Raw genomic sequence first — 24,457 nt, forward strand, 5'->3', positions numbered from 1 at the left:
ACCCCTTCAACTCTTATTACCTTCTATGCACGAGGATGGCTGTTTAGATATACATCCCGCAAATGATTTTTAGATACGTGTGTATAAATCTGTGTAGATGACAGATTCTCATGCCCTAACAGCTCCTGGACAGTTCTCAGGTCTGCACCTTCATTCAGCATATGTGTTGCGAAGGTATGTCGGAGTTTATGCGGATGGACATGTATCGTTAAAGCTGCCTGGTCCACCAGCTTATTCAGTATCAGCCGTATTCCCCGATCGGTCAGCGGCCTTCCTCGGGCATTAAGAAAAACAGAATCGGATGTGCTTCCGGCCTTCTTCAGCAACTTTTCCCTTCCATCCCTTATGTAAGTATCCAAGGCAGCTGAAGCAAAACTGCCAAATGGAACATAGCGTTCCTTTCTGCCTTTTCCCTTAACAAACATGGTCCCAATTGTGAAATCCACATAGGAAAGTAGAAGGTCGCGACACTCGCTCACCCGCATCCCTGTGGCATAAAGCACTTCCAATATGGCCTGGTTTCTTTGACCCAACGGATCCTCCAAGTCACTGACCTCAAACAACTTCTCCAATTCCTCAAGGTAAAGGAAACCCGGAATTGGCTTATCTTGTTTCGGAAGACTTACATACTTGAACGGATTGCTGGCAACCAGATCTTCCCGCTGCAGAAAATCATAAAACCCTCTCAAAGAGGATATTTTCCTAGACACGGACCTCCTGCTTAACCGGCGATCATATAGTCTAGTAAGAAACAGCCGAACTACCCGGTAGTCCACCATCTTCAGATCATCTATTACCTCTTCAGCCAAAAACTTAAAGAACGTTTCCAGATCATTCTGATAATATTTCACAGTATAAGGCGAGGCATTTTTCTCTATTTGCAGGTACTCAACAAATAGATCGGATGCCTCCATGTAATTTTCCAAACGTTCCACCTCAATTAGCCAATAAATCATATCACACTAGTTATACTGGCGCAACAGATTTAACAAAATTGCAATAAAATTCTGAAACAACTTCAACCTTTTTAATTATACCATATAACTCCGCAAGTTGAACAAACTTTTCTAAATTTTCCTATAAATCATGAAAGAGTCAGAAAATCTTCTCAAGGTGTCAAGTAGGTTGCCTTACCAATGCGTAATTATATCTGTTTCAAAATGAATAGTCAACAAACTGCAATTCTACATGTTTGAAAAATTGATGTCTGTGAAAAATTTGTGAAAAGATACTAATAACGTTATTGCCAAGTAGTTAGTTTATTATTCCTAATTCATTAATTTTTTCTTTTGTCCTTGCTGTTCCCAACTCATATACTTTCCGGTATATTTCTACCATGTATTTGTCATAAGAGGCCCTTTCCTCATCTGCCCCCCATTCATCAAATGGCTTATGGACATAATTGGATGCATCCACCGCCCGCTTATTCCTTTTTATAAAAAGCTGCCTTAATTCTTCAACTTGACCTTCTGTTGCATAGATCTCAAATTCTATTCCGCTGTCAGGAACGGACACCTCGCGAACTTCTTCTGTATCCACTGTTACATAATAGTACTTTTTTTCAGCCAACATTATCCCCTCCTTTATCTAACTTGTTCCCCAATATCTATTAATAAAACCAAGTACATACGCTAAGGGAAAATAGAAAAGCCGCCCGGCATAGCGGGCAGCTTTTTAGCTTTGTGCACTTTCTTCATAATCACAATTAGTACATTGAATCTGTGTCTCTTTCTTCTTCCTTTTTTCTACAAGCAGAGAATCACATTTCGGGCATGGACGAGAAATAGGTTTATCCCACGAAACAAAGTCACAATCAGGAAACTGATCACAACCATAGAACGTACGGCGTTTCTTGGATTTCCGTTCTACAATGTTTCCTTCCTTGCACTTGGGGCATTTAACACCTATTTCTTTAAGAATAGGCTTGGTGTTTCTGCAGTCTGGGAAGTTCGAACATGCAAGAAACTTGCCATAACGGCCCATTTTATAGACCATTTCATGCCCGCATTCTTCACAATCTATTCCGGCAGGCTCGTCTTTGATTTCTACCTTTTCCATTTCCTTCTCTGCGGTCTCTAGACGTTTGCTGAAGCCTTGGTAAAAATTGTCAATAACCTTTATCCACTGACTCTTACCTTCTTCGATTGAATCCAGATCCTCTTCCATTTTCGCTGTGAACTCCACACTGATAATTTCTGGAAAGAACTCTTCAACCAGTCCGCTCACGATGGTTCCTAATTCTGTAGGAAGAAAACGCTTATTATCAATACTTACATATCCTCTGCGCTGGATAGTGTCCAATGTAGGAGCATAAGTGGAAGGGCGGCCAATTCCCAGTTCTTCCAAGGTTCGAACCAGCCTTGCTTCTGTATACCTTGGAGGTGGCTGGGTAAAATGCTGATTCGGCTTGATTTCCTCCGCTTTTACCGTCATCCCTTCTTCCAGTTCAGGAAGCAGCTTATCTTCTTCTTTTTTATTGTCATCGTTACCTTCTACGTAGACTTTCATAAACCCTTTGAATTTTATCTTGGAACCGGTAGCTCGGAATTCTACTCCGTTATTTGTCAAATGCACCGTCATGGTATCCATTACTGCAGGAGCCATTTGACTTGCTAAAAACCGTTCCCAAATCAACTTGTATAATCGGTATTGATCTCTGGAAAGATTGTCTTTTAATGATTTAGGATCCCTTAACGCTGACGTGGGGCGGATAGCCTCATGGGCATCCTGGGCGCCCTCGCTATTTTTAACTGCTTTATTTCCGCCAAGAAATTCTTTACCGTATTTCTCTTCAATATATGTTTTAGCTTCTTCTTTGGCGGTTTCAGAAATCCGGGTGGAGTCGGTACGCATATAAGTTATAAGACCAGTGGTTCCGCCTGCTTTCTTTCCTAAGTCTATTCCTTCATATAATTGCTGGGCAACCATCATGGTTTTTTTCGCCCGGAAATTCAACTTTCTTGCTGCTTCCTGCTGCAAGGAAGAGGTGATAAACGGCTGTGCCGGATTCCTCTTTCTCTCCCGCTTTTTGACTTTGTCCACCAAAAATCCATTTGAGTCCAACTGGCTGGTTATTTCCTTGACATCAGCCTCTGTTTTCAGTTCCTTTTTCTTCCCATTCACACCGTAGAATGTACCTTTGAACGGTTCTTTGTCTTTAAGGAAGTCGGCATCGATGGACCAGTATTCTTCCGGCTTAAAGTTTTCAATTTCCTTTTCCCGGTCAATAATCATTTTCAGGGCTACCGATTGTACACGTCCGGCACTTAATCCCTTTTTCACTTTCTTCCATAATAGTGGGCTGATATTATATCCCACCAGCCGATCAAGAATTCTTCTGGCCTGCTGTGCATCAACAAGTCCTTCATCTATCGAGCGGGGATGTTTAAATGATTCCTTGACGGCATCCTTTGTAATTTCATTGAAAACGACCCGGCATTTAGAATTCTCATCAATATTAAGTATATGGGCCAGATGCCATGCAATTGCTTCCCCTTCTCTATCGGGGTCGGCAGCAAGGTAGATTTTTTTAGCTTTTTTTGCCGCGGATCGGAGTTCCTTCAGGATATCTCCCTTCCCGCGGATTGTTATATATTTTGGTTTATATTCATTTTCAACATCAACAGCCATTTGGCTTTTCGGCAGGTCCCGAATATGCCCCATCGATGCTTTTACTTTATATTTTTTTCCTAAATATCGTTCAATCGTTTTCGCCTTTGCCGGCGACTCAACGATTACCAGATAATCTGACATGATCTTTCCTCCCAAAATGAGGTTGCAATAAAAAATTATAAATCGTCACTAATACTAAATAGATACGAAGCTTTTGTCAAACATATGTGAAAAAATGCCCAACTATGATAGCGCTTTCCATATACTTATAGATTGGAAAGATTCTTTCCAAGAGTTTCCCAATCTTCCAGTATGTCATTCGGCTCCATCACCAATTTAGCTCCATCTTGGATCATTCTATTACATCCACTGGATTGAGGATGCAATGGGGACCCTGGCATCGCGTATACTTCCCTGCCCTGATCTAAAGCCTGTCCCACGGTGATCAATGTTCCGCTTCTCTCCGTTGCTTCTATTACCAATGTTCCATAACTTAAACCGCTAATAATCCGGTTTCTTTCGGGGAAGTGAAACTTACTTGGTGGAGTATGCGGGGGATACTCTGATAATAAGAGACCTTTCTCTGCTATTTGTTTAAAAAGAATTTCATTTTGCCTTGGATAGATATGGAGAAAGCCGCTGCCGAGTACAGCAATTGTTTTCCCTCCATTATAAAGTGCCAATCTGTGGGCATAACTGTCGATGCCTTTGGCCATCCCGCTGACAATCAGACAGTCCTTTTCCAACAGTGGGGGGATAATGAACTTCATTTTGGCTGCTGCTTCTTCCGTTGGATTTCTTGTTCCGATGATGCTTAAGGAAGGGTGATGCTTAAGCAGCTCAACATTTCCCAAGGCGTACAATACGAGTGGCTGGTCTTTTATTGGTTTTATCATAGGGGGATAGATTTCGTCAACTATTGTGATGATTTGATAGTGCCGGTCGTCACTCTCTACTTGCTGCCATAGTTGTTCATTATGGTAGTCCCTATGAAGTTGTGCAGCTCTTGGTTGAGTTAGGGGAAATGTATTGGATATTTCTTGAGGAGATAGTGTTGGAAGAAGATTTAATGAAGGATCTTTTTTTAATATCATTCGGATAGTTTTTCTGGTAATGCCTTTGCAGCGATGCAGCACTATTAATTTTTTACGAAATTGTTTCAAGTAATTCACCTTCCTAAGATAAGTATAATAAACCGGACCCTATTATCAGGCCCGGTTTTCATCAGTAATTACGTATTAATGAGTTTTGCATTTTTCTTTTAATCCTTTTTCTTCAAGCACACCAATCATCGTTTCACCAATGACTGCCGGGGTTTCAGCAACCTTAATGCCACATTCGTTCATAACACGGATTTTCTCTTCAGCAGTACCTTTTCCGCCGGAGATGATGGCACCCGCATGACCCATCCGCTTTCCAGGAGGTGCAGTAGTACCTCCGATAAACCCGACGACAGGTTTGGACATATTGGCCTTCACCCATTCTGCGGCTTCCTCTTCTGCTGTTCCACCAATTTCACCAATCATCACAACTGCTTCCGTCTCAGGATCCTCATTAAAAGCCTTCAATACATCGATAAAGTTGGTGCCGTTTACAGGATCCCCTCCAATACCGACTGCAGTTGTTTGGCCATACCCTTCTTCAGAGAGTTGATGTACTGCTTCGTATGTGAGGGTGCCGGAACGGGAGACTACCCCAATATGCCCTTTTTTATGAATGTAACCAGGCATAATCCCGATTTTAGTTTCATCTGCTGTGATCACACCTGGACAGTTAGGACCGACAAGTCTTGTTTTCTTGCCTTCCAGGTAACGTTTCACTTTCACCATATCCATTACTGGTATATGCTCCGTGATACAGATGACGAGTTCAATTTCAGCATCGGCAGCCTCAATGATTGCATCAGCTGCAAATGGAGCCGGCACATAGATGACGGATGCAGTTGCACCTGTCTCATCCACCGCATCTTTTACAGTATTAAAGACAGGCACCCCTTCCACTTCTGTCCCGCCTTTTTTAGGGGTTACACCGCCAACTATTTTAGTGCCGTAGTCCAGCATTTGCTTCGTATGGAATTTGGCAGTACCGCCAGTTATCCCCTGGACAATTACTTTCGTATCTTTATTGATATATATACTCATTTCCGTCCGTCCTTTCTATATGAACTGTACAGTTTATCGATAATATTTCATAGAATAGATATTATTTCACCATAGAAACGATCTTCTCGGCGCCATCAGCCATCGAGCCTGCAGCTGTAATATTCAAACCAGACTCGTCAAGTATCTTCTTGCCCATCTCCACATTCGTACCTTCCAGACGTACAACAAGCGGGATATCCAGGCCAACCTGTTTAGTTGCTTCCACAACACCTTCAGCAATTACATCACATTTCATAATGCCGCCGAAAATATTGACAAAGATCCCTTTCACGTTGGAATCTGACAGAATGATCTTGAAAGCTTCTGTTACTTTCTCAGCAGTCGCACCGCCCCCAACGTCCAGGAAGTTTGCGGGCTCTCCACCGGAATGCTTAATGATATCCATCGTAGACATAGCAAGCCCTGCACCATTGACCATACAGCCGATATTTCCATCGAGTGCCACATAACTTAGGTCATACTTGGATGCTTCTATCTCTTTTTCATCCTCTTCATCCAGATCGCGTAATTCCTGGACGTCTTTTTGACGGAACAATGCATTATCATCAAAGTTCAACTTGGCATCCAGCGCCAGTACTTCCCCATCGCCTGTTGTTACCAATGGGTTGATTTCCGCTATAGAACAGTCTTTTTCTACAAACGCCGTGTATAGACCAGTCATAAATTTGACAGCTTGTCCCAGCAGTTCATCCGGAATATTGATGTTGAATGCGAGTCTGCGAGCCTGATAAGGTAATAGGCCGACCACAGGATCGATCACTTCTTGGAATATCTTCTCAGGCGTTTCTGCAGCTACTTCCTCAATTTCTGTACCACCTTCTTCAGAGGCCATCATTACTACACGGGAAGTTGCTCGATCAAGTACAACACCGACATAGTACTCTTTCTTTATGTCGCTTCCCTCTTCAATTAGCAAGCGCTTAACTTCTTTGCCCTCAGGCCCAGTCTGGTGGGTCACAAGCGTCTTTCCCAGAATCTCATCCGCGTATGTACGAACCTCATCCAGGTTCTTCGCAATTTTGACACCGCCGGCCTTACCGCGTCCACCGGCATGAATCTGTGCTTTTACTACTGTGACGGCACTGCCGAGCTTTTCGGCTGCTTCCACGGCTTCATCCACACTATGTGCAACGTATCCATTGGGAACGTTTACACCAAATTCTCGCAAAATATCTTTGCCTTGATATTCATGAATATTCATCTTAAATCCTCCTATCAATGTTCATGCATTCCTATTGTATAAAAAAACTGCATATTTCACAACTTATTGAAAAAATAAATTGTCATAAATCTGTCAGGATTCTTTTTTTCGGCTCATTTCCTGATCTGTTCGATATATAAAAGCGAAAACTTCTGCTACTGCCTGGTACAATTCCTCTGGAACCGTCTCATTGATATTCAACTCGGACAATAATCCGACAAGCGTGCTATCTTCCACTACCGGTACATTGTTCTCTTTGGCTTTTTGGATGATATTTTCAGCTGTCAGCCCTTTTCCCACCGCCGATACGGAAGGTGCATGGTCTTTTGATTGATTATAACGGAGAGCGGCAGCCTGCTTCCTGTAATCTTTCATATACGGTAATCTACTCCTCTATAGGGGTTTATTTGTTCCTTCTGCCTATTTTCCTCTTCTTTTGCCAGTGGTTTGAAAGAAACTGAATCAAGCTGATATTCAACACCTGCCAGACCGCTCTTCAATATAGGCCGGAGCGCCTCAGTTAAGTTTTCCAGCTGTTCATAATTATCGTTGTAGACAACCATCAACAGCCTCCTCTTTTGGATATGTATATCAATCATGGTCTGCTTTAAATGTTCCAATTCTAGTTGAAAGAGAACTCTGCAATGGTCAGGGTCTATCTCGCCATCCTTTTTCCTCCTTCCCTCAAAATGAAGGTTTATATCATTCTTTAATCCCAGTTTTTCCGCCGGTACTTGCAGTTGGGAATGGATAAAAGGGCCATTTTCTACTACAGACTCCAGTTGCATACCAGTAATGTAGTGCAGAAGCTGTTGCAGACTATCCTTCCTCATGCCGGTATTTTGGCCGCTTTGCTGTATGGACAATAGCATCGATTTAATTGATTCCGTATCCCTGCCCTGGGCCAGTGAATATTCATAATCCAGCCCAATAGCTTTTATGGTTTGCTGTAGATGGCTGATGAACTGTTCTTTAATGGCAGCAGAAAGAAAAGGTTTCCCTGTATCTGGTGATGGATTGATGTTATGCGATAGCTCCCGCCCGGTTAGAGAAGGTTGGTTTACCTGCCGGGATCCTTTAGTGGCACTCCCTGTCAAATGACTTAGAGCCAGGTAAAGTTGTCGCAAACTTTTTTCCTCTCCAATTTCGCGTAATACGGACTGCAAGAGACTGTTTAAGCTGCCCTGTGTTCTTTTACCGAGCAAAGCAGAGAACACTGCTTCACTGACAGGAATGCCCTTTTCCAGCATTCCCCGAAGGACTTCCGCTGCCTTCGGGGAACCATTTGCTTTATCCAACAGAGAAAGCGCTTCTTTCAGCTGGCTTTCCGTAAATGGGATTCTCTTATGTATCATACTAGCTAGGAAGTCTACGGCCTGATTGGATGCTTTTACCCCCATTTTGTTCAGTAAAGACAAGGTATTAGCCTTTTCATCCCTTCCCAGCCTGTCCCCTATAACTTTAAAATGGATATGTTCTTCTGCTGCCTTTACTTGGAAATGATAGCTTGCTCCTAATGTCAGTGGTATTTCCAATTGTGCAACCACCGACTGTTTTCCCAATTGAATTTGGGCCATCTGGTTGGGAATCAATTGGCGGACCTGGCCGCGGACTATCTGACCGGTTCTGAGATTCTTCAGCGGGTTTTCCACTGCATGGGGGGAACTGACCAGGTTTGTCTGATGGATATTCAATCGGCTGACCTCCTTGTTTTATTCTATAACATTTCTAACGGGGGCAAAGGATTTTCGATGATAGGGAGAACTGCCGTTCCGTCTCAGGCTTTCCATATGGCTCTTGGTCCCATATCCCATATTGGAGGCGAAGTCATACATCGGATATTCCTGATGAAGCTCTTTCATCCTTTCATCTCTTGTCACTTTTGCTAGTATACTGGCAGCTGCAATGGAGATACTTTTGCTATCCCCTTTAATGATGGATTCTGAACTGCAGGGCAGACCGTCTAACTCTAATGCATCGATTAAAAGATGATCAGGTTTTGGGTCAAGTTTGGATACCGCTTCAAGCATGGCCTGCTTTCCTGCTTCGTGGATATTAATTTCATCGATTCTTTCGTTATTGATAATAGAAATGCCATAACTTACTGCCTGTTCTTTGATCATCCCGCAAAACCGTTTTCTCGATGTTTCGCTTAATTGCTTGGAATCATTCAATCCAAGCAATTTAAAATCCGCTGGGAGAATTACGGCTGCCGCCACAACCGGACCAGCAAGAGGGCCTCTTCCGGCTTCATCGATTCCTGCTATGTACGTTTTTCCAGCCAGGCGAGCCTCTCTTTCAAATATTCCCATCTCACGAAAGTTATCCTCCAGCTGTTTCTTCATCCTTTTTTCTTTCTCATAGGCCTTCACCAGGCTTTGAACACCTTTTCTTTCATCTTTTTTGAGTTCATTGACATCCTGCTCATCCAACTCTCCACTCTTTAATAACTCCTTCAATACACGTATCGGTTGTTTCTCCATATCGCACCTGTCTTTCTCTATATCGGTTGATTTATATGTATAATCAAGAAAAATAAAACAGGCACCCATCAAAGATGCATGCCTGCAAGTTTATACGGTTTCCAATGTTACTCTTCCGAGCCTGCCCGTCCGGAGGTCTCTCAGCACAATGTCCGCCACTTTATCAAAATTCACATTGCCGCCGCTTTCCAGGGCACCCCTCTGCCTGCCGATAGAGGTAAAGATCTCCCACATATCCTCCATGTCCTCTTCGATCTGATACCTTTCCTGAAGTGAACCGGGATAGGAGTCCTGCATATAATTTATAACAAAAGCAGTGATATCCTGAAGGGAAAGCAACTGATCCTTGATCGTCCCGATAGCGGCAAGCCGATAACCTACCTGTTCATCTTCAAACTTCGTCCACAGAATTCCCGGGGTGTCAAGCAGCTCAAAATCCTTTTTGACTTTAATCCATAGCTGCTGTTTAGTAACTCCAGGCTTATCCCCTGTTTTTGCAATTTTTTTCTTTGCCAGCCGGTTGATCAGCGTTGATTTTCCCACGTTGGGAATCCCCACAATCATGGCCCTGGCTGGCCGGGGCTGAATACCTTTTCTCTTCAGTTTTTCCATTTTTTCCTGGCCCATTTCCTTCGCCAGCTGTATTACTCGCTGAACGTCGGCTTTTTGATTGACATCTACCGCGATAGCGGGTATGCCTTGACTCTCGAAGCTGGCAATCCACCGATCTGTCTGCTGAGGGTCCGCCAGATCTTTTTTCATCATTATTATCATCTTCGGTTTATTTTGCAGTACTTGCTGCAGCATTGGATTCTGTGAAGACAATGGAGTTCTGGCGTCAACCAGCTCCATTACAAAATCAACGAGTTTTAATTTTTCTTCCACTTCCCGCCTGGCTTTTGCCATATGGCCAGGAAACCATTGTATAGCCATGTTTCACCCTACTCTCCGACTAGTTGTATTCGCTCCGGAGGCCAATAGATCAAGCTTGCTTCGCCGACGATTTCCTCCATGGGAATTACTCCGAGCATGCGGCTGTCAGTAGAATTGCCTCGGTTGTCCCCTAAAACGAATAAATGGCCTTCCGGGACAGTTTCATGATTACCTGGGAGGTTTTCCAAGGTAAAGTCGGTTGTATGCTGCTGATACCCTTTCCCTTCCATGAACGGTTCCTCTACTGGCTCTCCATCTATATATAATACATTGTCCTCGTATGCGACATGTTCCCCCGGCAGCCCGATGACACGCTTGATGAAATCCTGCTGGGCTGAGGCATGGAATACTACAATATCAAACCGTTCTGGTTCGCTCACCTGGTAAATAAATTTATTGACGATCATTTGATCCCCATTCTCCAATGTTGGCAGCATGGATGGTCCATCTACCACGATCGGGGCAAAGAAGAACATCCGAACTATAAATGCCAGACCGAATGCTATCAGTAATGCCTTTACCCAGTCAAACCAGTCGCTCTTCCCATTCTTTTCTTTGTTTGCCATGTGTTCCCCTCCGGCACCTGCATATTCTCTCTCTCATATATTGTAATCCAGCAATCTGTCTTCATTCAACTTTTTTCATTCTGTCTAAGTATACAAAAAGGAGCTTGTGCATATGTATGAACAAGCTCCTTCCCTTCCGCAATTTTTATCAAATTACATGGATTAGCGACGTTCTTTAATACGAGCTGCTTTTCCGCGAAGATTACGCAGATAGTACAGTTTCGCACGACGTACACGACCACGGCGGGTTACTTCAATCTTATCAATCCGAGGCGAGTGCAATGGGAAAGTACGCTCCACACCAACACCGTAAGAAATTTTTCTCACTGTGAATGTTTCACTGATCCCACCGTTCTGGCGTTTGATGACAACACCTTCAAACACCTGGATACGTTCGCGGGTACCCTCTACAACTTTCACGTGAACCTTCAAGGTATCACCAGGACGAAAGTCAGGATGGTCCGTACGAAGCTGATCTTTTGTGATGTCTGCAATAAGATTTTGCATTTGTTTCACTCCTTCCAAACCAATGCTCATGCTTCTCTAGGGAACAGCGGAACATCGTTTATACGGCTCAGGAACCTTGCCTAAGCACAACAATTAATATACCATAATCAAACAGGAAGTTCAACTGCTTCCCATTATAAAAATTAGCAAGCAATGTTTATACTTCTTCTCTTTTGATTTCCTCCAACAGCAGCTTATCCTCTTTAGATAATTCAAGCTTCCCAAGCAGATCTTTTCTGCGTCTGTAGGTTCTTCTCAATGACTCCTTTTTCCTCCAGGAAGCGATCTTTGCATGGTCTCCCGACATAAGAATATCCGGCACTTTCATCCCTCGGAAATCTGCTGGCCTTGTGTATTGTGGATGTTCCAGCAGTCCGGTGGAAAAGGAGTCCTCGGGTGCAGAAGCATTATTGCCGAGCACATCCGGAAGCAGCCGGACGACACTATCGACAATTACCATGGCACCTAGTTCTCCTCCGGTGAGTACATAATCGCCGATAGATATCTCATCTGTGACAAGATGTTTACGAATTCTTTCATCATATCCTTCATAATGTCCACAAATGATGACCAGATGTTCTTCCGCAGCCAACTCCTCTGCTTTCGTTTGACTGTATGGTTCTCCTTGAGGGCACATGAGCACCACCCGAGGTTTTGTGCCGCTTTCTCTAGTGACATCCTCCACAGCATCGAACACCGGTTGCGGAGTCAGTACCATTCCAGCGCCTCCACCATATGGGTAGTCATCAACTTTTTGGTGTTTATTTGTCGTATAGTCCCGAAAGTTCACCAGATTATATTGATACTTTCCCTTTTCATGTGCCCTTTTAAGAATGGAAGAATCAAATACACCGGAAATCATCTCAGGAAAAAGGGTCAAAATATCGATTTGCATCAGTCCAGCAGTCCTTCCATTGGCTCGATAGTCACTTTCTTCGCTTCCACGTCCACATCCTTGACGACTTCTTCAATATATGGCAGAAGGATTTCTTTCCCTTTCGGTTGTTTCACAACCCAAACGTCATTTGCCCCTGGTGAGAGAATTTCCTTAATGACCCCGAGCATATCACCTGAACTGGTGTAGACTTCACAGCCGATAATTTCATGGTAGTAAAATTCGTTTTCTTCCAGCTCTGTCAGCTGATCCTCCGAAATCTTGAGGTTCTTGCCTTTGAATTGCTCCACATCATTTATATTTTCATAACCCTCAAACCGTATGAGGTCAAATCCCTTATGTTGGCGATGGGCAGCAATTGTCAATACTTGGGGCTGAGCATCGTTTTCATCTGCAATGTATACTTTCTTCCCTGTATCAAACCTGTCTTCAAAGTCACTGATGCGCAAAACTTTCACATCACCGCGAATACCATGTGTATTTACAATCTTTCCGATCTTAAACATATTAGCCATATTATCACCTGCTAGTTGTCAATTCGTTGGACGTAGCCATCCTTGATTATGATGGCCTGGTCCTGTGTAATTTCTTCCCAATGCGTTCCCACTTCCACCTCAACAAGAGCTTCAACTTCCGTCTCGGTTATTTCGCTGCCCATCTCCAGCATGTCCAGCTGGTCTATTTTAAAATCAATCATCTTCATTTTATCTTTTCTGTCATCTATTTCCTTTTGAAAACGCTGATGTACCTCTTGCTTGGACACCCCTGGTTTATTCTGCAGCTTCCTCTGTTCAAACCTGAGCTGTTGACACTCTTGTTCAAGCCGCATTTTTGCCTTTTGAAAGTTCTCATAGATTTTCCCTTTGCTTTTCTCTGTGACAATTTGTTTGACAGGAACCTTTTTTATTATTTTCACGGCATTTCCTCACTCTCACAGCATGTCTGGAGTAAACAGAAGAATTATGTGTAAAAGGGAAAGAGGCCAATATCCCCTTTCCCTTTACATAATATCCAAATAAATACGTTTGTTTCCATTGGCTTTGGCAGCATAGACAACCGTACGGATTGCCTTGGCTACCCTCCCATTTTTACCGATCACCTTACCTGCATCTTCTGGGTGAACCTGAAGATGATAGACAACCCTTGTATCTTCTTCTCTTTCCGATACAGCGATATCCTGGGGATGATCGACCAATGGCCTTACAATCGTCTCAATTAGGGCTTTCACGAAATCACACCACTTTACTATTGGTTTTTCTGTTCGTGGAATTTCTTCATAATGCCTTCTTTTGAAAATAGATTGCGGACTGTATCACTTGGCTTCGCACCTTTTGTCATCCAATCAAGTGCTTTTTCTTCATCTATTTTAACTTCAATTGGATTAACTACCGGGTTATATGTTCCGATCTGTTCAATGGAACGTCCGTCACGTGGAGCACGTGAATCAGCAACTACAATGCGGTAGAAAGGATTTCTTTTGGAACCCATACGCTTTAAACGAATTTTTACTGCCATGTCTTGCACCTCCAATAAATGTTTATCACAAGTTTAGATTCTAACAGAAACTTTTCTGTCTGTAAAGTGTTTTTCCATTACATGAATGGGAAGTTCATTCCCTTGCCTTTTTTTCCTTTTTGCATGTTGGTCATCTGCTTCATCATTTTCTTCATTTCCTCAAACTGTTTCAACAGACGGTTGACTTGAGAGACAGAAGTCCCCGACCCTCTGGCAATCCGTTTTTTACGGCTGGCATTCATCAACCCTGGATCCTGGCGCTCCGCCTTGGTCATGGATTGGATGATTGCCTCTACATGAGCAATCTGCTTCTCATCAAGCTGGGCATTTTTCAGCCCTTTCATTTTATTGGCGCCCGGAATCATAGACATCAGCTCATCCAACGGCCCCATATTCTTGACTTGGCCCATCTGTTCAAGGAAATCATCAAATGTAAAGGACATATTACGCATTTTTTCCTCGAGGTCCTTCGCCTGCTTTTCATCCACATTAGTCTGTGCCTTCTCAATTAAAGAAAGGACATCTCCCATTCCGAGAATACGGGAAGCCATACGTTCCGGATGAAAAGGCTCCAGCTGATCCAGCTTTTCGCCCATACCGGCAAATTTGATCGGCTTGTCCGTAACAGCCTTGATGGAGAGCGCAGCACCGCCTCGTGTATCCCCATCCAACTTAGTGAGTACAACGCCGGAAATATCGAGCTGTTCATTGAAGCTTTCAGCGACATTGACAGCATCCTGGCCGGTCATGGCGTCCACTACAAGGAATATTTCCTGTGGACCGACAGCAGACTTGATTTCCTGAAGTTCATCCATAAGGTCATTATCCACGTGCAGCCGGCCGGCAGTATCAATGATCACATAATCATGATGTTCCTCTTTTGCCTTTGCAACTGCCTGCTTCGCAATTTCTACCGGATTGGCATCCGTTCCCATCGAGAATACAGGCATCTCCAATTGATTGCCTAATGTCTCTAACTGGTTGATAGCAGCCGGGCGATACACATCCGCTGCAACCAATAGCGGGGAACGGTTATGTTTTTTCCTCAGGTGGTTGGCAAGCTTCCCGGTAGTGGTGGTCTTACCCGCACCTTGCAGTCCGGCCATCATAATAACTGTCGGCGGCCTGTCGGCGACGGCTATTTTGCTCTGTTCTCCGCCCATCAGCTCTGTAAGTTCTTCCTTCACCACTTTGATTACCTGCTGGCCAGGTGTAAGACTTTCCATTACTTCCTGACCGACAGCTCGTTCTTTGATGCGTTTGATCAAATCTTTGACGACTTTAAAGTTTACATCAGCTTCCAGCAAGGCCAGACGGACTTCCCGGGTCATTTCCTTTACATCCTGCTCTGATACCTTTCCTTTGCCTGTGATTTTTTTTATCGTTCCTTGTAATCGTTCGGCAAGTCCTTCAAAAGCCATAGAAGGTGCCCCCCTAATCTAATTCTTGTAATTGATTGATAATCTCCCGAATATCATCATCCTGTATTCTATTTTCCAGCTTGGAAATAAGCATGGAACGCTTATTGAACTTATCATAAAGATGGAGTTTATCTTCATATGTCTCCAGCATTGCTTCCGTTCTACGGATATTATCATATACAGCTTGACGGGAAACCTGGAATAACTCGGAAATTTCGCCAAGTGAATAATCTTCCAGATAATACATCTCCATATAATTTCGCTGTTTGGGTGTAAGCAGTGCCTGATAGAAATCGAATAAATAATTGATGCGTGTCGTCTTTTCCAGCAATCCTTCCACCCCTTGTTAAGTGAATTACCTTTACATTTTCATGATAACGGAGGAATTGCAGCCTTGTCAAGCTGCCCTCCCCTATTCTCCTTCTTCTTCGAGCATATCAGCAAACAATCCGTAGACGAATGCGTGTGCATCAAAACCACGCATGTCTTCCACCTGCTCACCAAGGCCGACAAATTTCACTGGTATATTCAACTCATTACGGATTGCCAGAACAATCCCGCCTTTGGCCGTCCCATCAAGCTTGGTCAATACAATTCCCGATACTTCCACTGCTTCTGAAAAGGTTTTCGCCTGCAACAAGGCATTCTGTCCTGTCGTTGCGTCCAACACAAGCAGCACTTCATGCGGGGCACCGGGGATTTCCCGCTCAATCACCCGTTTAACTTTCGAAAGTTCGTTCATCAGATTGACTTTGTTTTGCAGACGACCTGCCGTATCACAAATCAAGACATCCGCGTCTCTGGATTTAGCTGCCTTGATGCCATCATAAATAACTGCTGCAGGGTCGCTTCCGGCTCCCTGCTTAATAACATCGACTCCTGCGCGTTCTCCCCAGACATCAAGCTGTTCAATTGCACCTGCACGGAAAGTGTCGCCAGCTGCCAGCACGACTTTTTTTCCTTCTCCCTTAAGCTTATGAGCCAATTTTCCAATCGAAGTGGTTTTACCGACCCCATTTACGCCGACCACCAAAACTACGGACAGCTCCCCGTTCTGGAGGTTTAATGTCGCCGGTTCTTCCTCCTCCTCTCCATAATAGATTTCTACCAATTTCTCAGAAATGACATCCTTCATATCTTTCGTATCTTTAATGTTCTGGCGTTTCACTTCCATTTCCAGTTCCTCAATAAGATCCATTACTGTAGTGACTCCCACATCTGCAGAAATAAGGACTTCTTCCAATTCTTCGAAGAATTCCTCATCCACTTTACGGTAGCGGGCAATCAAATCATTGATTTTGCCAGTAAAGGAATTGCGTGTTTTCTTCATCCCCTCTTTATATTTCGTGGAAGTCTCTTCCTTTTCCTCTGTCTGGGTAAATCTGCTTTTTAATTTATCCATGAATTTCATACATGTTCCTCCTTATGATTCGATAAGCTCCTTTGTTTCCTCAAGCCGGACAGATACGAGACGGGAGACACCTGATTCCTGCATCGTCACCCCGTACAGAACATCAGCCTCTTCCATGGTCCCTTTTCGGTGGGTGATGACGATGAACTGGGTCTTTTCGCTGTAAAACTTCAGGTATTTTGCAAACCGAGCTACATTAGCCTCATCCAATGCGGCCTCCACCTCATCAAGCACACAAAATGGAACAGGACGCACACGCAGTATGGAAAACAGCAGGGCGATTGCTGTCAATGCGCGCTCCCCGCCGGAGAGGAGACCAAGATGCTGCAGTTTTTTTCCGGGTGGCTGGGCAACGATATCTACACCCGTTTCCAGGATGTTCGTCGGATCTGTCAATTTCAATTGTGCATGACCTCCCCCGAATAACTGCCTGAATACTTCAGAGAACTCCTCCTTTATCTGAGAAAACGTTCCCTCGAACAGTTTTTTCATCTCTTCATCCATTTCCGCTATTACAGTATGGAGAGTATCCTTAGCTTCAGTAAGATCATCCCGTTGCTCAGTAAGGAATTCATACCGTTCCCGTATCCGCTCATATTCATCAATGGCTCCCAAATTTACTGTACCCAGCTGCTCAATATGCTGCTTCATCTGTTCGACAAGTTTTTGAACAGTCTCTACCTCATCTGTCTGCGGATAGGAACTGCTGGCTTTTTCAAAGGTTATGGTATACTCTGTCTCCAAGCGTGTCAGCCGGTTCTCCATATCTACATCCAGTCTGTTGACATGCACTTCCTTCTGCTGAATGGAAGATGTTATATCCTGATGTATCTCTTCTTCTTTTTTTATGCTCATTTCGTGAGCTTCTATTTCCTTGTTAAGCCGGTGTCGTTCCGCCCTCAAATGCTCAATTTTCTCCGACAATTGATATTTTTGTTCTTTTTGCGTTTGAATGGACTTCTCCAATTCTTCTTCTGTAAGATCGGATTCATTCAAATCATCCAAGTTACGTAGTTCCTGTGCGTATTTGTCATACCGAGCCTCCATCTCTTCCAGTTGCCGCTCGAGTGTCTCGGTCTTTTCCAGCTGGTTTTTCCGTCTTTCTTCCTGTTCTGCTAATTCCACTTGCTTGTCATGGATCTCCTGTTGCATATGTTCCTTGTTTTCCTGGAAACTAGCCTCCTGCTCGGTCAACCGGCTGATTTCCTCTTCCAGGACAGCTAACTTATCTGCGAGGACTGTTAGCTCCTTTTCCAAGTATTCTTCACGATCACGCAGCTGTTTAGTATCCTGTTCAAATTGCTGTTTATCCTGATCATAAATGGCAAGGTTTCCATCCAGAGAATTTTTCTTTCCTTCCAGCTCTTTATAGGAGGATTCCAACTTATTCAATGATTGCCTAGCAATCGATAAATTTTCCTCTTCTCTATCCAGTTTTTTTTCCAATTCCCCTATTTCCCGTTTCTTTTTTTGCACTTTCCATTCAAATTCTTCAATCTTACTTTGATAATCCACCAGTTTATATGTAGCTTCTTCCAAATCTTTTTCCCGTGAAAACAGGGACTGGTTTGTTTTTTTCTTTGCTCCACCGGTCATGGACCCGCCTGGGTTTACCACGTCCCCTTCCAGTGTAACTACCCGATACTTCCCCCTGACCTTACCAGCTATATCATTAGCATCTTTCAGGGTCCTGGCTATTACAACATGTCCCATTAAATGATTGGCCACTTTTCTATAAGTTTCATCCATAGTCACCAAATCTGCTGCTATACCAATAAAACCCGGGTGCGTTTGCGCGGAGGCAAGCATGTCCTTCGAAACAAATCGTTCTTGTATGGAAGCTAGTGGAAGGAAGGTTGCGCGTCCTTGATTCATTTTCTTCAGCCAGTTGATTGCATTTCTTGCAGCATGATTATCTGTGACCACGATATGCTGAGCCTGCCCGCCGAGTACAGTTTCTATTGCAGTTATATAATCTTTTGGAACATCAGTCAGTTCGATGACCGCACCATGGATTCCTGCGAGTTTTGCATCTTCACGTGCTTTAAGAACTGCTTTGACCCCTTGGAAAAATCCCTGAAAGTCCTCTTTCATCTCCTCCAGCATTTCTTTACGGGATTTTAATTTTTCAATATATTGATAACCTTGATAGAGTTTAGTCTGTGATTCCTGGAAATCTTTCCTCCCGGTATCCAGTTCTTTTTTAAGCCGGCCGATCTCCTGGCTCTTTCCTTTTTCCAGTTTTGCCTGGTCTTGCCATTCTTTCCGGGCTTCCTCCAACCTTTCCTCCAAATCCTCGCGGGAAGAAAGCAGTCCTTTAAACTTCTCCGCTTGCATCGATCTCTTGCCGGATATTTGCTCGATCTGCTGTTTTACTGATTGTTTTTCATTACGCTTAGCAGCTTGTGTATTGAGCAGCTCAATATAATCGGACTTGAGATCTTCTATCTGTTCCGCGATGCTTTCCTTTCCTGCCTTCAGCTGCCCTTTCAACTCCTGGATTTTATTCTTGGTTTTTTGTCTCGCAGTATCCAGATCCGCCAGCTTTTTATTTTCTTTTACGACTTGGTCATGCAGTTCACCTATGCGTTCTGCCGTCTGCTGCCGATTCGCTTCCAACTCGGTTTTCCGCTCTCCAAAATGCTTCGTGCGCTCATCCATCAGCCGCTTCTGGCCTTCAAACTTTTCGAGGTTCTGTGTAGCCTCCAACAGCTTGGCATGCAGAGAATCAATATCATCATCGAGTTGCTGGAGGCGGTTCCTTTCCTCTTCAATCTTCTCATTCTTCTTTTGGATTGACTTTTTCAGCCTTTGTTCCTCTTCCGTTTCCTGTTCAAGCTCCTTGGAAAGTTTTTTCCATGCTTGATGAAGCCCTGAAATCTCTGTCACCAAGAGAGTGATTTCTCTGTCCTTCAATTTCTCTTTCAATTCCAGATACTTTCGTGCCGATACTGCCTGTTGTTCTAGCGGGCCAATCTGCTGTTCTATTTCATGTATGATATCTTCCACGCGATGCAGATTCTCTTGGGTTTCGGCCAATTTATATTCGGCCTTCTTTTTCCGCTGCTTATATTTCAGGACGCCTGCTGCTTCTTCAAATATGGTTCGCCTCTCTTCCGGCTTGGAACTGAGAATTTCTTCCACCTTCCCCTGGCTGATGATGGAAAATGCTTCACGGCCCAATCCTGAATCCATAAAGAGATCAACGATATCCTTCAATCTGCAGGACTGTCTATTGATATAGAATTCACTTTCTCCGGATCTATAGACTCTTCTTGTTACACTTACTTCTTCATAATCAAGCGAAAGGGACTGATCATGATTATCAAGAACTAACGTAACTTCAGCGAAATTCAGCGCCTTTCTTGTATCACTGCCTTGGAAAATGATGTCTTCCATCCTGGAGCCCCTAAGGGATTTAACCGACTGTTCGCCAAGCACCCATCTAATGGCGTCGGTTATATTACTTTTTCCGCTGCCATTGGGCCCTACGACTGCTGTGACACCAGGTACAAAGTCGACATTTATTTTTTCAGCGAAAGACTTGAAGCCTACGCTTTCCAGCTGTTTTAAATACATATACATTTCTCCTATTTATTGACAAAAAAAACCACCGTATAACAGCCATTTTCTCATTCAATTCTAAAAATAATTTGGCTTTTTTCCGCATTTATTTTATCATAAAGTCAGATACAAAAGAAGTGCAGAGGGAGTGCTCAAATGACTTTGGAAAATGCATCGAGGGAAAATATGAAGATTATACTTGATGGACTCGCAGACAAATTAAATGTGGTTAACCGTACATTGATGGATCCGGATGATTACGATCTCGGCAAATATGATGAATTGAAATTCATGTACGATATGGTTCAGCAGAAAGGCAGCCTCAGCGCCGCTGAAACCCAGGCCTTCATTGAAGAGCTGCGTACCGTCCGAAAAAATTAAACGATCTAACCTAACGCTTGCAAATGGATAAAACTTAAGCTTTTGTGTTTTTACTTAAAAAGCTGGCATTTCAAAGAATGCCAGCTTTTTTCAGTTATGGTATTTATCAAGAGCTTTTTTAGCTGCACGTTGTTCGGCTTCTTTCTTGGTTCTCCCGATACCTTCTCCGGAAACCTTCTCATCGATGAACACTTGTGCTACAAATTCCTTATTATGGGACGGCCCCACTTCTTTTACAATCTTGTATTCCACCGCCAGGTTCTTATATTGTTGGATCAGTTCCTGCAACTGACTCTTATAATCCATCGCATGCGAAAAAGCACCCGTATTGATTTTAGGGAAAACATGTTCTTCCAGGAACTTAAGAGATATATTAAAACCTTGGTCGAGATATAGAGCTCCAAGGAATGCTTCAAATACATCGGCTAATAACGCCGGCCTTTCTCTCCCGCCTGTCTGTTCTTCCCCTTTGCCAAGGAGTATATGAGAACCAAAACCCAGCTCCTGGGCAAAGTTCATCAGAGAAGGCTCACAGACAATAGCTGCACGCAGCTTTGTCATTTCCCCTTCCGGCATATTTGAATTCTTTCGGAACAGATACTGGGAAACACCTAGTTCAAGGACAGCATCCCCTAAAAACTCAAGTCTCTCATTATCCTCATAATTCTCCTGTCGATGCTCATTCACATAAGATGAATGGGTAAAAGCTTGTCTGAGTAACTGATGGTCATTAAAAGTGATACCTAACTGCTCCTCCAATTTCTGAGCGTCCATCGGCGTCACCTCCGATTCTCAAATATACGGAAAGCCCCGCTTATGCGAGACTTTCAATTGTTTTATGAGGCTTTCAACTATTGTAAACTATTTATGTAGTTTACAGCATCGCCAACTGTATTTATTTTTTCAGCTTCCTCATCAGCAATTTCCATATCAAATTCGTCTTCAAGTTCCATCACCAATTCAACAACGTCCAAGGAATCTGCCTCCAAGTCATCTTTGAAGGACGCTTCCATTGTTACTTGGGATTCTTCTACATCAAGACGATCCACAATGATTGCTTTTACTCTATCAAAAACGTCTGCCATCTGCACTCACCCCCTTTCAAGTCAGCTTTTTTTAAGGCTACATCACCATACCCCCGTCGATATGGATCGTCTGCCCGGTGATATACTCTGCATCATCCGACACAAGAAAACGGACGACATCGGCAACATTCTGGGGTGTGCCCAGTCTGCGCAGAGGGATCATCGGCAGCATTTCCTCTTTTTGATCCTCCGACAGCTTATCCGTCATATCAGTGGTAATGAATCCAGGGGCCACTGCATTAACGAGAATATTCCTGGAGGCCAATTCTTTGGCTGTTGACTTCGTAAATCCGATGACTCCAGCTTTGGCCGCAACATAATTCGCCTGCCCAGGGTTGCCGCTCACACCGACAATGGAGGCAACATTTACGATCTTTCCAGCTTTCTGTTTCATCATTTGCCTTGTTACAGCTTTCGTACAGACAAACACACCTTTTAAATTTGTATTAATAACTTGGTCAAACTCATCCTCTTTCATTCGCATCAGAAGATTATCTCTGGTAATACCGGCATTGTTGATCAAGATATCCAAACTGCCGAACTCCTTTGTCACCTGCTTGACCATTTCTTTTACTTCCGATTCATCCGCCACATCTGCCTGAATTGTCAGCGCACGGCCCCCGAGATTTTCTACTTCCTGAGCTACTTCCTGAGCTTTAGCTTCATTGCCTGCATAATTGATGGCCACATTCGCTCCCTTGCCGGCCAGTTCGAGCGCAATAGCGCGGCCGATTCCACGGGACGCCCCTGTAACCAGTGCATTCTTACCGTTCAACATTAAGATTCCTCCTTGTACCATTTAAGGAATTTATCGAGAGAATCTGCATCCTGCACAGCAAAGGTAGGAGTTCTACGGCTGATTTTCCGCACAAGGCCGCTGAGTACTTTACCATTGCCCACCTCGACAAATGCCTCGGCACCTTTGTCTATCATATGCCGGATTGATTCTTCAAACCGCACCGGTGAATAGAGCTGTTTTATCAATAATTCCTTTATTTCCTGTTGATCTGTTACCGGCTGGGCGGATACATTAGCAAACACTGGAATATTAGCATCCTTGATTTGCACATTTTCCAGGTACTCAGCAAATTCTTCATTAGCCGGCTTCATCAACCGGGAATGGAATGGACCGCTGACATTCAGGGGCAGAACACGCTTGGCTCCCTTTTCTTTCAATACTGCAGCAGCCTGGTCAATCCCCTCCACAGATCCGGAAATAACTATCTGGCCAGGGCAGTTTAAATTAGCGAGATCGGCTGTGTCTTCAACTTCATTCAACCCTTCTTCCACTTCTTCCTTGGACAATCCTAATACAGCCGCCATGGTTCCTTTGCCTTTTGGAAATGCCTGCTCCATCAGCCGTCCTCGAGTTTGAACAAGAGGCAGAGCCTCTTCCAGTGTCAATGCTCCTGCTGCAACCAATGCACTATACTCTCCAAGACTGTGTCCGACCGTCATTATAGGCTGCACTTCTTCTTTCAGTAGAAGTGTATGGACAGCTATACTGGACAGCAATAGAGCCGGCTGGGCGTTCTCCGTTTCGGTCAATGTAGCTTCAGGCCCTTCAAACATCAGGCTGGAAAGATCCATACCTAGAGATTCGTTGGCTTCCTGGTAAAGTTCTTTGATAGACGGATATGTATCATAAAAATCCTTCCCCATTCCCACAGCCTGGGAGCCTTGTCCAGGAAACATAAATGCTACCTTTTTCATTCGTTCGTCTCCTCCTTCTCCTGTCGGATTGATTCCATGGTAGTTTTGATAGTGTCAGCCACCTTATATTCAACCATATGGCCTGCTTGCCTGATGGCATTAAATACAGCCCTGCGGTCAGATGAGCCATGGGCTTTGATGACGGGAGCTGCCAACCCGAACAGACCTGCTCCTCCATACTCGGAATAATCCAGCTTCTGCTGCAGTCCTTTCAGGTCTTTCTTGACCATCCCGGCTGCAATTTTTGTTTTGGTGGATGACATGAATGTCTCTTTAAGCATGGAAAACATGGTCAGAGCTGTCCCTTCAATGGTCTTGAGTGCGACATTGCCACTGAAACCATCAGTCACCACGACATCAGCTACACCTGAGAGAATATCCCGCGCTTCTACATTACCAGTGAAGTTGACAGGGGCTTCCTTCAATAAATCGAAGGCCTTTTTGGTAAGTTCATTCCCTTTCCCGTCCTCTGTGCCGACATTCAGCAGTCCTACAGTTGGATTGAAGATCCCCCGCACTTGTTCAGAATAGATGGACCCCATGATTGCATACTGAAGCAGGTGGTCGGGCTTTGCATCCACATTAGCCCCAACATCCAACAAAAGAAATCCCTTGCCGTCGACTGTAGGCAGGGTCGGACTCAATGCGGGGCGGTCTATTCCAGGGATCCTGCCGACGACAAACAGCCCCGAGCTCATTAAAGCACCTGTGTTTCCTGCAGAAATGCAAGCATCTGCTCTTCCCTCTTTAACTTCTTTGGCCATCAGCACCAGGGAAGCATTCTTTTTTCTGCGTACCGCCCTGACAGGCTCATCTTCCCCTGTGATGACTTCTTCTGTATGTATGATATCAATATTTTTAGTCTCCGTTAAATACTTCTTGATCTGCTCCTCGTTACCTATCAGGGTGATGGATAAGTTGTCCATTTTAGAAACAGCTTCCATTGCCCCGTGCACAATCTCTTCCGGGGCGTGGTCGCCACCCATGGCGTCTATAGCCATTCTCATA

At 44.0% G+C, this 24,457-nt stretch carries 27 protein-coding genes; 1 reads left to right on the forward strand and 26 read right to left on the reverse strand.

Going from position 1 to position 24,457, the window contains the following annotated elements; translation table 11 throughout:
- Positions 1 to 23: 23 nt before the first annotated feature.
- The 21 genes from xerC to smc all read right to left on the reverse strand — a co-directional run bounded on the left by xerC (position 24) and on the right by smc (position 20,285).
- Positions 24 to 956, reverse strand: coding sequence for a tyrosine recombinase XerC (xerC, locus tag ACFODW_RS17480; protein ID WP_390308126.1), 933 nt, complete (start codon positions 954 to 956; stop codon positions 24 to 26).
- Positions 957 to 1,254: 298 nt separating this feature from the next.
- Positions 1,255 to 1,569: a hypothetical protein gene (locus tag ACFODW_RS17485; RefSeq protein ID WP_390308128.1), complete on the reverse strand. Its 315-nt coding sequence runs from the start codon at positions 1,567 to 1,569 to the stop codon at positions 1,255 to 1,257.
- 105 nt (positions 1,570 to 1,674) lie between these two features.
- Positions 1,675 to 3,753, reverse strand: a complete 2,079-nt coding sequence (gene topA, locus ACFODW_RS17490; RefSeq protein WP_390308129.1) for a type I DNA topoisomerase — start codon at positions 3,751 to 3,753, stop codon at positions 1,675 to 1,677.
- Between the two features lie 125 nt (positions 3,754 to 3,878).
- Entirely contained in the window at positions 3,879 to 4,775 is an 897-nt protein-coding gene (dprA, locus tag ACFODW_RS17495) for a DNA-processing protein DprA (protein WP_390308131.1), read from the reverse strand.
- A gap of 75 nt (positions 4,776 to 4,850) precedes the next feature.
- The gene (gene sucD / locus ACFODW_RS17500) at positions 4,851 to 5,753 is read right to left on the reverse strand and encodes a succinate--CoA ligase subunit alpha (protein ID WP_390308133.1); all 903 of its coding nucleotides are present in this window, start codon (positions 5,751 to 5,753) and stop codon (positions 4,851 to 4,853) included.
- 61 nt (positions 5,754 to 5,814) lie between these two features.
- Complete coding sequence (gene sucC / locus ACFODW_RS17505) at positions 5,815 to 6,975, reverse strand: ADP-forming succinate--CoA ligase subunit beta (RefSeq protein WP_390308134.1); 1,161 nt, start codon at positions 6,973 to 6,975, stop codon at positions 5,815 to 5,817.
- Between the two features lie 93 nt (positions 6,976 to 7,068).
- Positions 7,069 to 7,350: an EscU/YscU/HrcU family type III secretion system export apparatus switch protein gene (locus ACFODW_RS17510; protein WP_390308136.1), complete on the reverse strand. Its 282-nt coding sequence runs from the start codon at positions 7,348 to 7,350 to the stop codon at positions 7,069 to 7,071.
- On the reverse strand, positions 7,347 to 8,669 hold the full coding sequence (locus tag ACFODW_RS17515; protein WP_390308138.1) for a hypothetical protein: 1,323 nt from the start codon (positions 8,667 to 8,669) through the stop codon (positions 7,347 to 7,349). Before ACFODW_RS17515 ends, ACFODW_RS17510 begins: the two co-directional genes overlap by 4 nt.
- An 18-nt stretch (positions 8,670 to 8,687) precedes the next feature.
- The gene (locus ACFODW_RS17520; RefSeq protein WP_390308139.1) at positions 8,688 to 9,458 is read right to left on the reverse strand and encodes a ribonuclease HII; all 771 of its coding nucleotides are present in this window, start codon (positions 9,456 to 9,458) and stop codon (positions 8,688 to 8,690) included.
- 90 nt (positions 9,459 to 9,548) lie between these two features.
- The gene (ylqF, locus tag ACFODW_RS17525; protein WP_390308140.1) at positions 9,549 to 10,391 is read right to left on the reverse strand and encodes a ribosome biogenesis GTPase YlqF; all 843 of its coding nucleotides are present in this window, start codon (positions 10,389 to 10,391) and stop codon (positions 9,549 to 9,551) included.
- An 8-nt stretch (positions 10,392 to 10,399) separates the two neighbouring features.
- Positions 10,400 to 10,957: a signal peptidase I gene (lepB, locus tag ACFODW_RS17530; RefSeq protein WP_390308142.1), complete on the reverse strand. Its 558-nt coding sequence runs from the start codon at positions 10,955 to 10,957 to the stop codon at positions 10,400 to 10,402.
- Between the two features lie 162 nt (positions 10,958 to 11,119).
- Positions 11,120 to 11,464, reverse strand: coding sequence for a 50S ribosomal protein L19 (rplS, locus tag ACFODW_RS17535; protein WP_390308144.1), 345 nt, complete (start codon positions 11,462 to 11,464; stop codon positions 11,120 to 11,122).
- Positions 11,465 to 11,621: 157 nt separating this feature from the next.
- The gene (gene trmD / locus ACFODW_RS17540; RefSeq protein WP_390308146.1) at positions 11,622 to 12,359 is read right to left on the reverse strand and encodes a tRNA (guanosine(37)-N1)-methyltransferase TrmD; all 738 of its coding nucleotides are present in this window, start codon (positions 12,357 to 12,359) and stop codon (positions 11,622 to 11,624) included.
- The gene (gene rimM, locus ACFODW_RS17545; RefSeq protein WP_390308148.1) at positions 12,359 to 12,874 is read right to left on the reverse strand and encodes a ribosome maturation factor RimM; all 516 of its coding nucleotides are present in this window, start codon (positions 12,872 to 12,874) and stop codon (positions 12,359 to 12,361) included. The genes trmD and rimM overlap by 1 nt, the downstream gene beginning before the upstream one ends.
- An 11-nt stretch (positions 12,875 to 12,885) precedes the next feature.
- Positions 12,886 to 13,275: a YlqD family protein gene (locus tag ACFODW_RS17550; protein WP_390308149.1), complete on the reverse strand. Its 390-nt coding sequence runs from the start codon at positions 13,273 to 13,275 to the stop codon at positions 12,886 to 12,888.
- An 84-nt stretch (positions 13,276 to 13,359) separates the two neighbouring features.
- Positions 13,360 to 13,587, reverse strand: a complete 228-nt coding sequence (locus ACFODW_RS17555; protein WP_390308150.1) for a KH domain-containing protein — start codon at positions 13,585 to 13,587, stop codon at positions 13,360 to 13,362.
- A gap of 17 nt (positions 13,588 to 13,604) precedes the next feature.
- Positions 13,605 to 13,874, reverse strand: coding sequence for a 30S ribosomal protein S16 (rpsP, locus tag ACFODW_RS17560; protein ID WP_390308151.1), 270 nt, complete (start codon positions 13,872 to 13,874; stop codon positions 13,605 to 13,607).
- Between the two features lie 77 nt (positions 13,875 to 13,951).
- Positions 13,952 to 15,295, reverse strand: a complete 1,344-nt coding sequence (ffh, locus tag ACFODW_RS17565) for a signal recognition particle protein (protein ID WP_390308153.1) — start codon at positions 15,293 to 15,295, stop codon at positions 13,952 to 13,954.
- A 13-nt stretch (positions 15,296 to 15,308) separates the two neighbouring features.
- Positions 15,309 to 15,626, reverse strand: a complete 318-nt coding sequence (locus ACFODW_RS17570; RefSeq protein WP_390308154.1) for a putative DNA-binding protein — start codon at positions 15,624 to 15,626, stop codon at positions 15,309 to 15,311.
- A gap of 81 nt (positions 15,627 to 15,707) precedes the next feature.
- Positions 15,708 to 16,706 (reverse strand): signal recognition particle-docking protein FtsY, encoded by a 999-nt coding sequence (ftsY, locus tag ACFODW_RS17575; protein ID WP_390308155.1) that lies wholly within the window; start codon positions 16,704 to 16,706, stop codon positions 15,708 to 15,710.
- 12 nt (positions 16,707 to 16,718) lie between these two features.
- Entirely contained in the window at positions 16,719 to 20,285 is a 3,567-nt protein-coding gene (smc, locus tag ACFODW_RS17580; protein ID WP_390308157.1) for a chromosome segregation protein SMC, read from the reverse strand.
- Between the two features lie 141 nt (positions 20,286 to 20,426).
- Here smc and ACFODW_RS17585 point away from each other — a divergent pair, with 141 nt between their 5' ends.
- On the forward strand, positions 20,427 to 20,651 hold the full coding sequence (locus ACFODW_RS17585) for a DUF1128 domain-containing protein (RefSeq protein WP_390308159.1): 225 nt from the start codon (positions 20,427 to 20,429) through the stop codon (positions 20,649 to 20,651).
- A 90-nt stretch (positions 20,652 to 20,741) separates the two neighbouring features.
- Here the strand turns inward: ACFODW_RS17585 and rnc are convergent, their stop codons facing one another.
- From rnc to plsX, 5 genes are all read right to left on the reverse strand, one after another.
- A complete protein-coding gene (gene rnc / locus ACFODW_RS17590) occupies positions 20,742 to 21,425 on the reverse strand; it encodes a ribonuclease III (RefSeq protein ID WP_390308160.1) in 684 nt (227 codons plus the stop codon).
- Positions 21,426 to 21,502: 77 nt separating this feature from the next.
- Positions 21,503 to 21,736, reverse strand: a complete 234-nt coding sequence (gene acpP, locus ACFODW_RS17595; protein WP_390308161.1) for an acyl carrier protein — start codon at positions 21,734 to 21,736, stop codon at positions 21,503 to 21,505.
- A gap of 37 nt (positions 21,737 to 21,773) precedes the next feature.
- Entirely contained in the window at positions 21,774 to 22,514 is a 741-nt protein-coding gene (gene fabG / locus ACFODW_RS17600) for a 3-oxoacyl-[acyl-carrier-protein] reductase (RefSeq protein ID WP_390308162.1), read from the reverse strand.
- Positions 22,514 to 23,449: an ACP S-malonyltransferase gene (gene fabD, locus ACFODW_RS17605; protein WP_390308165.1), complete on the reverse strand. Its 936-nt coding sequence runs from the start codon at positions 23,447 to 23,449 to the stop codon at positions 22,514 to 22,516. Before fabD ends, fabG begins: the two co-directional genes overlap by 1 nt.
- Complete coding sequence (gene plsX, locus ACFODW_RS17610) at positions 23,446 to 24,456, reverse strand: phosphate acyltransferase PlsX (RefSeq protein WP_390308167.1); 1,011 nt, start codon at positions 24,454 to 24,456, stop codon at positions 23,446 to 23,448. The genes fabD and plsX overlap by 4 nt, the downstream gene beginning before the upstream one ends.
- Position 24,457: the final 1 nt, after the last annotated feature.

The sequence above is a fragment of the Virgibacillus sediminis genome, assembly GCF_042643265.1.
GTDB classification, from domain to species: Bacteria; Bacillota; Bacilli; order Bacillales; family Amphibacillaceae; genus Virgibacillus_O; species Virgibacillus_O sediminis.

What these genes read in the sequence shown, in the direction of transcription:
- topA (WP_390308129.1), bottom strand. Translation starts at nt 3,753, where the DNA reads ATGTCAGATTATCTGGTAATCGTTGAGTCGCCGGCAAAGGCGAAAACG.
- rpsP (WP_390308151.1), bottom strand. Translation starts at nt 13,874, where the DNA reads ATGGCAGTAAAAATTCGTTTAAAGCGTATGGGTTCCAAAAGAAATCCT.
- rplS (WP_390308144.1), bottom strand. Translation starts at nt 11,464, where the DNA reads ATGCAAAATCTTATTGCAGACATCACAAAAGATCAGCTTCGTACGGAC.
- ACFODW_RS17585 (WP_390308159.1), top strand. Translation starts at nt 20,427, where the DNA reads ATGACTTTGGAAAATGCATCGAGGGAAAATATGAAGATTATACTTGAT.
- ACFODW_RS17510 (WP_390308136.1), bottom strand. Translation starts at nt 7,350, where the DNA reads ATGAAAGATTACAGGAAGCAGGCTGCCGCTCTCCGTTATAATCAATCA.
- acpP (WP_390308161.1), bottom strand. Translation starts at nt 21,736, where the DNA reads ATGGCAGACGTTTTTGATAGAGTAAAAGCAATCATTGTGGATCGTCTT.
- plsX (WP_390308167.1), bottom strand. Translation starts at nt 24,456, where the DNA reads ATGAGAATGGCTATAGACGCCATGGGTGGCGACCACGCCCCGGAAGAG.
- ffh (WP_390308153.1), bottom strand. Translation starts at nt 15,295, where the DNA reads ATGGCTTTTGAAGGACTTGCCGAACGATTACAAGGAACGATAAAAAAA.
- ylqF (WP_390308140.1), bottom strand. Translation starts at nt 10,391, where the DNA reads ATGGCTATACAATGGTTTCCTGGCCATATGGCAAAAGCCAGGCGGGAA.
- sucD (WP_390308133.1), bottom strand. Translation starts at nt 5,753, where the DNA reads ATGAGTATATATATCAATAAAGATACGAAAGTAATTGTCCAGGGGATA.
- lepB (WP_390308142.1), bottom strand. Translation starts at nt 10,957, where the DNA reads ATGGCAAACAAAGAAAAGAATGGGAAGAGCGACTGGTTTGACTGGGTA.
- smc (WP_390308157.1), bottom strand. Translation starts at nt 20,285, where the DNA reads ATGTATTTAAAACAGCTGGAAAGCGTAGGCTTCAAGTCTTTCGCTGAA.
- ftsY (WP_390308155.1), bottom strand. Translation starts at nt 16,706, where the DNA reads ATGAAATTCATGGATAAATTAAAAAGCAGATTTACCCAGACAGAGGAA.
- sucC (WP_390308134.1), bottom strand. Translation starts at nt 6,975, where the DNA reads ATGAATATTCATGAATATCAAGGCAAAGATATTTTGCGAGAATTTGGT.
- xerC (WP_390308126.1), bottom strand. Translation starts at nt 956, where the DNA reads ATGATTTATTGGCTAATTGAGGTGGAACGTTTGGAAAATTACATGGAG.
- ACFODW_RS17520 (WP_390308139.1), bottom strand. Translation starts at nt 9,458, where the DNA reads ATGGAGAAACAACCGATACGTGTATTGAAGGAGTTATTAAAGAGTGGA.
- rimM (WP_390308148.1), bottom strand. Translation starts at nt 12,874, where the DNA reads ATGGCTAATATGTTTAAGATCGGAAAGATTGTAAATACACATGGTATT.
- fabD (WP_390308165.1), bottom strand. Translation starts at nt 23,449, where the DNA reads ATGAAAAAGGTAGCATTTATGTTTCCTGGACAAGGCTCCCAGGCTGTG.
- fabG (WP_390308162.1), bottom strand. Translation starts at nt 22,514, where the DNA reads ATGTTGAACGGTAAGAATGCACTGGTTACAGGGGCGTCCCGTGGAATC.
- rnc (WP_390308160.1), bottom strand. Translation starts at nt 21,425, where the DNA reads ATGGACGCTCAGAAATTGGAGGAGCAGTTAGGTATCACTTTTAATGAC.
- trmD (WP_390308146.1), bottom strand. Translation starts at nt 12,359, where the DNA reads ATGCAAATCGATATTTTGACCCTTTTTCCTGAGATGATTTCCGGTGTA.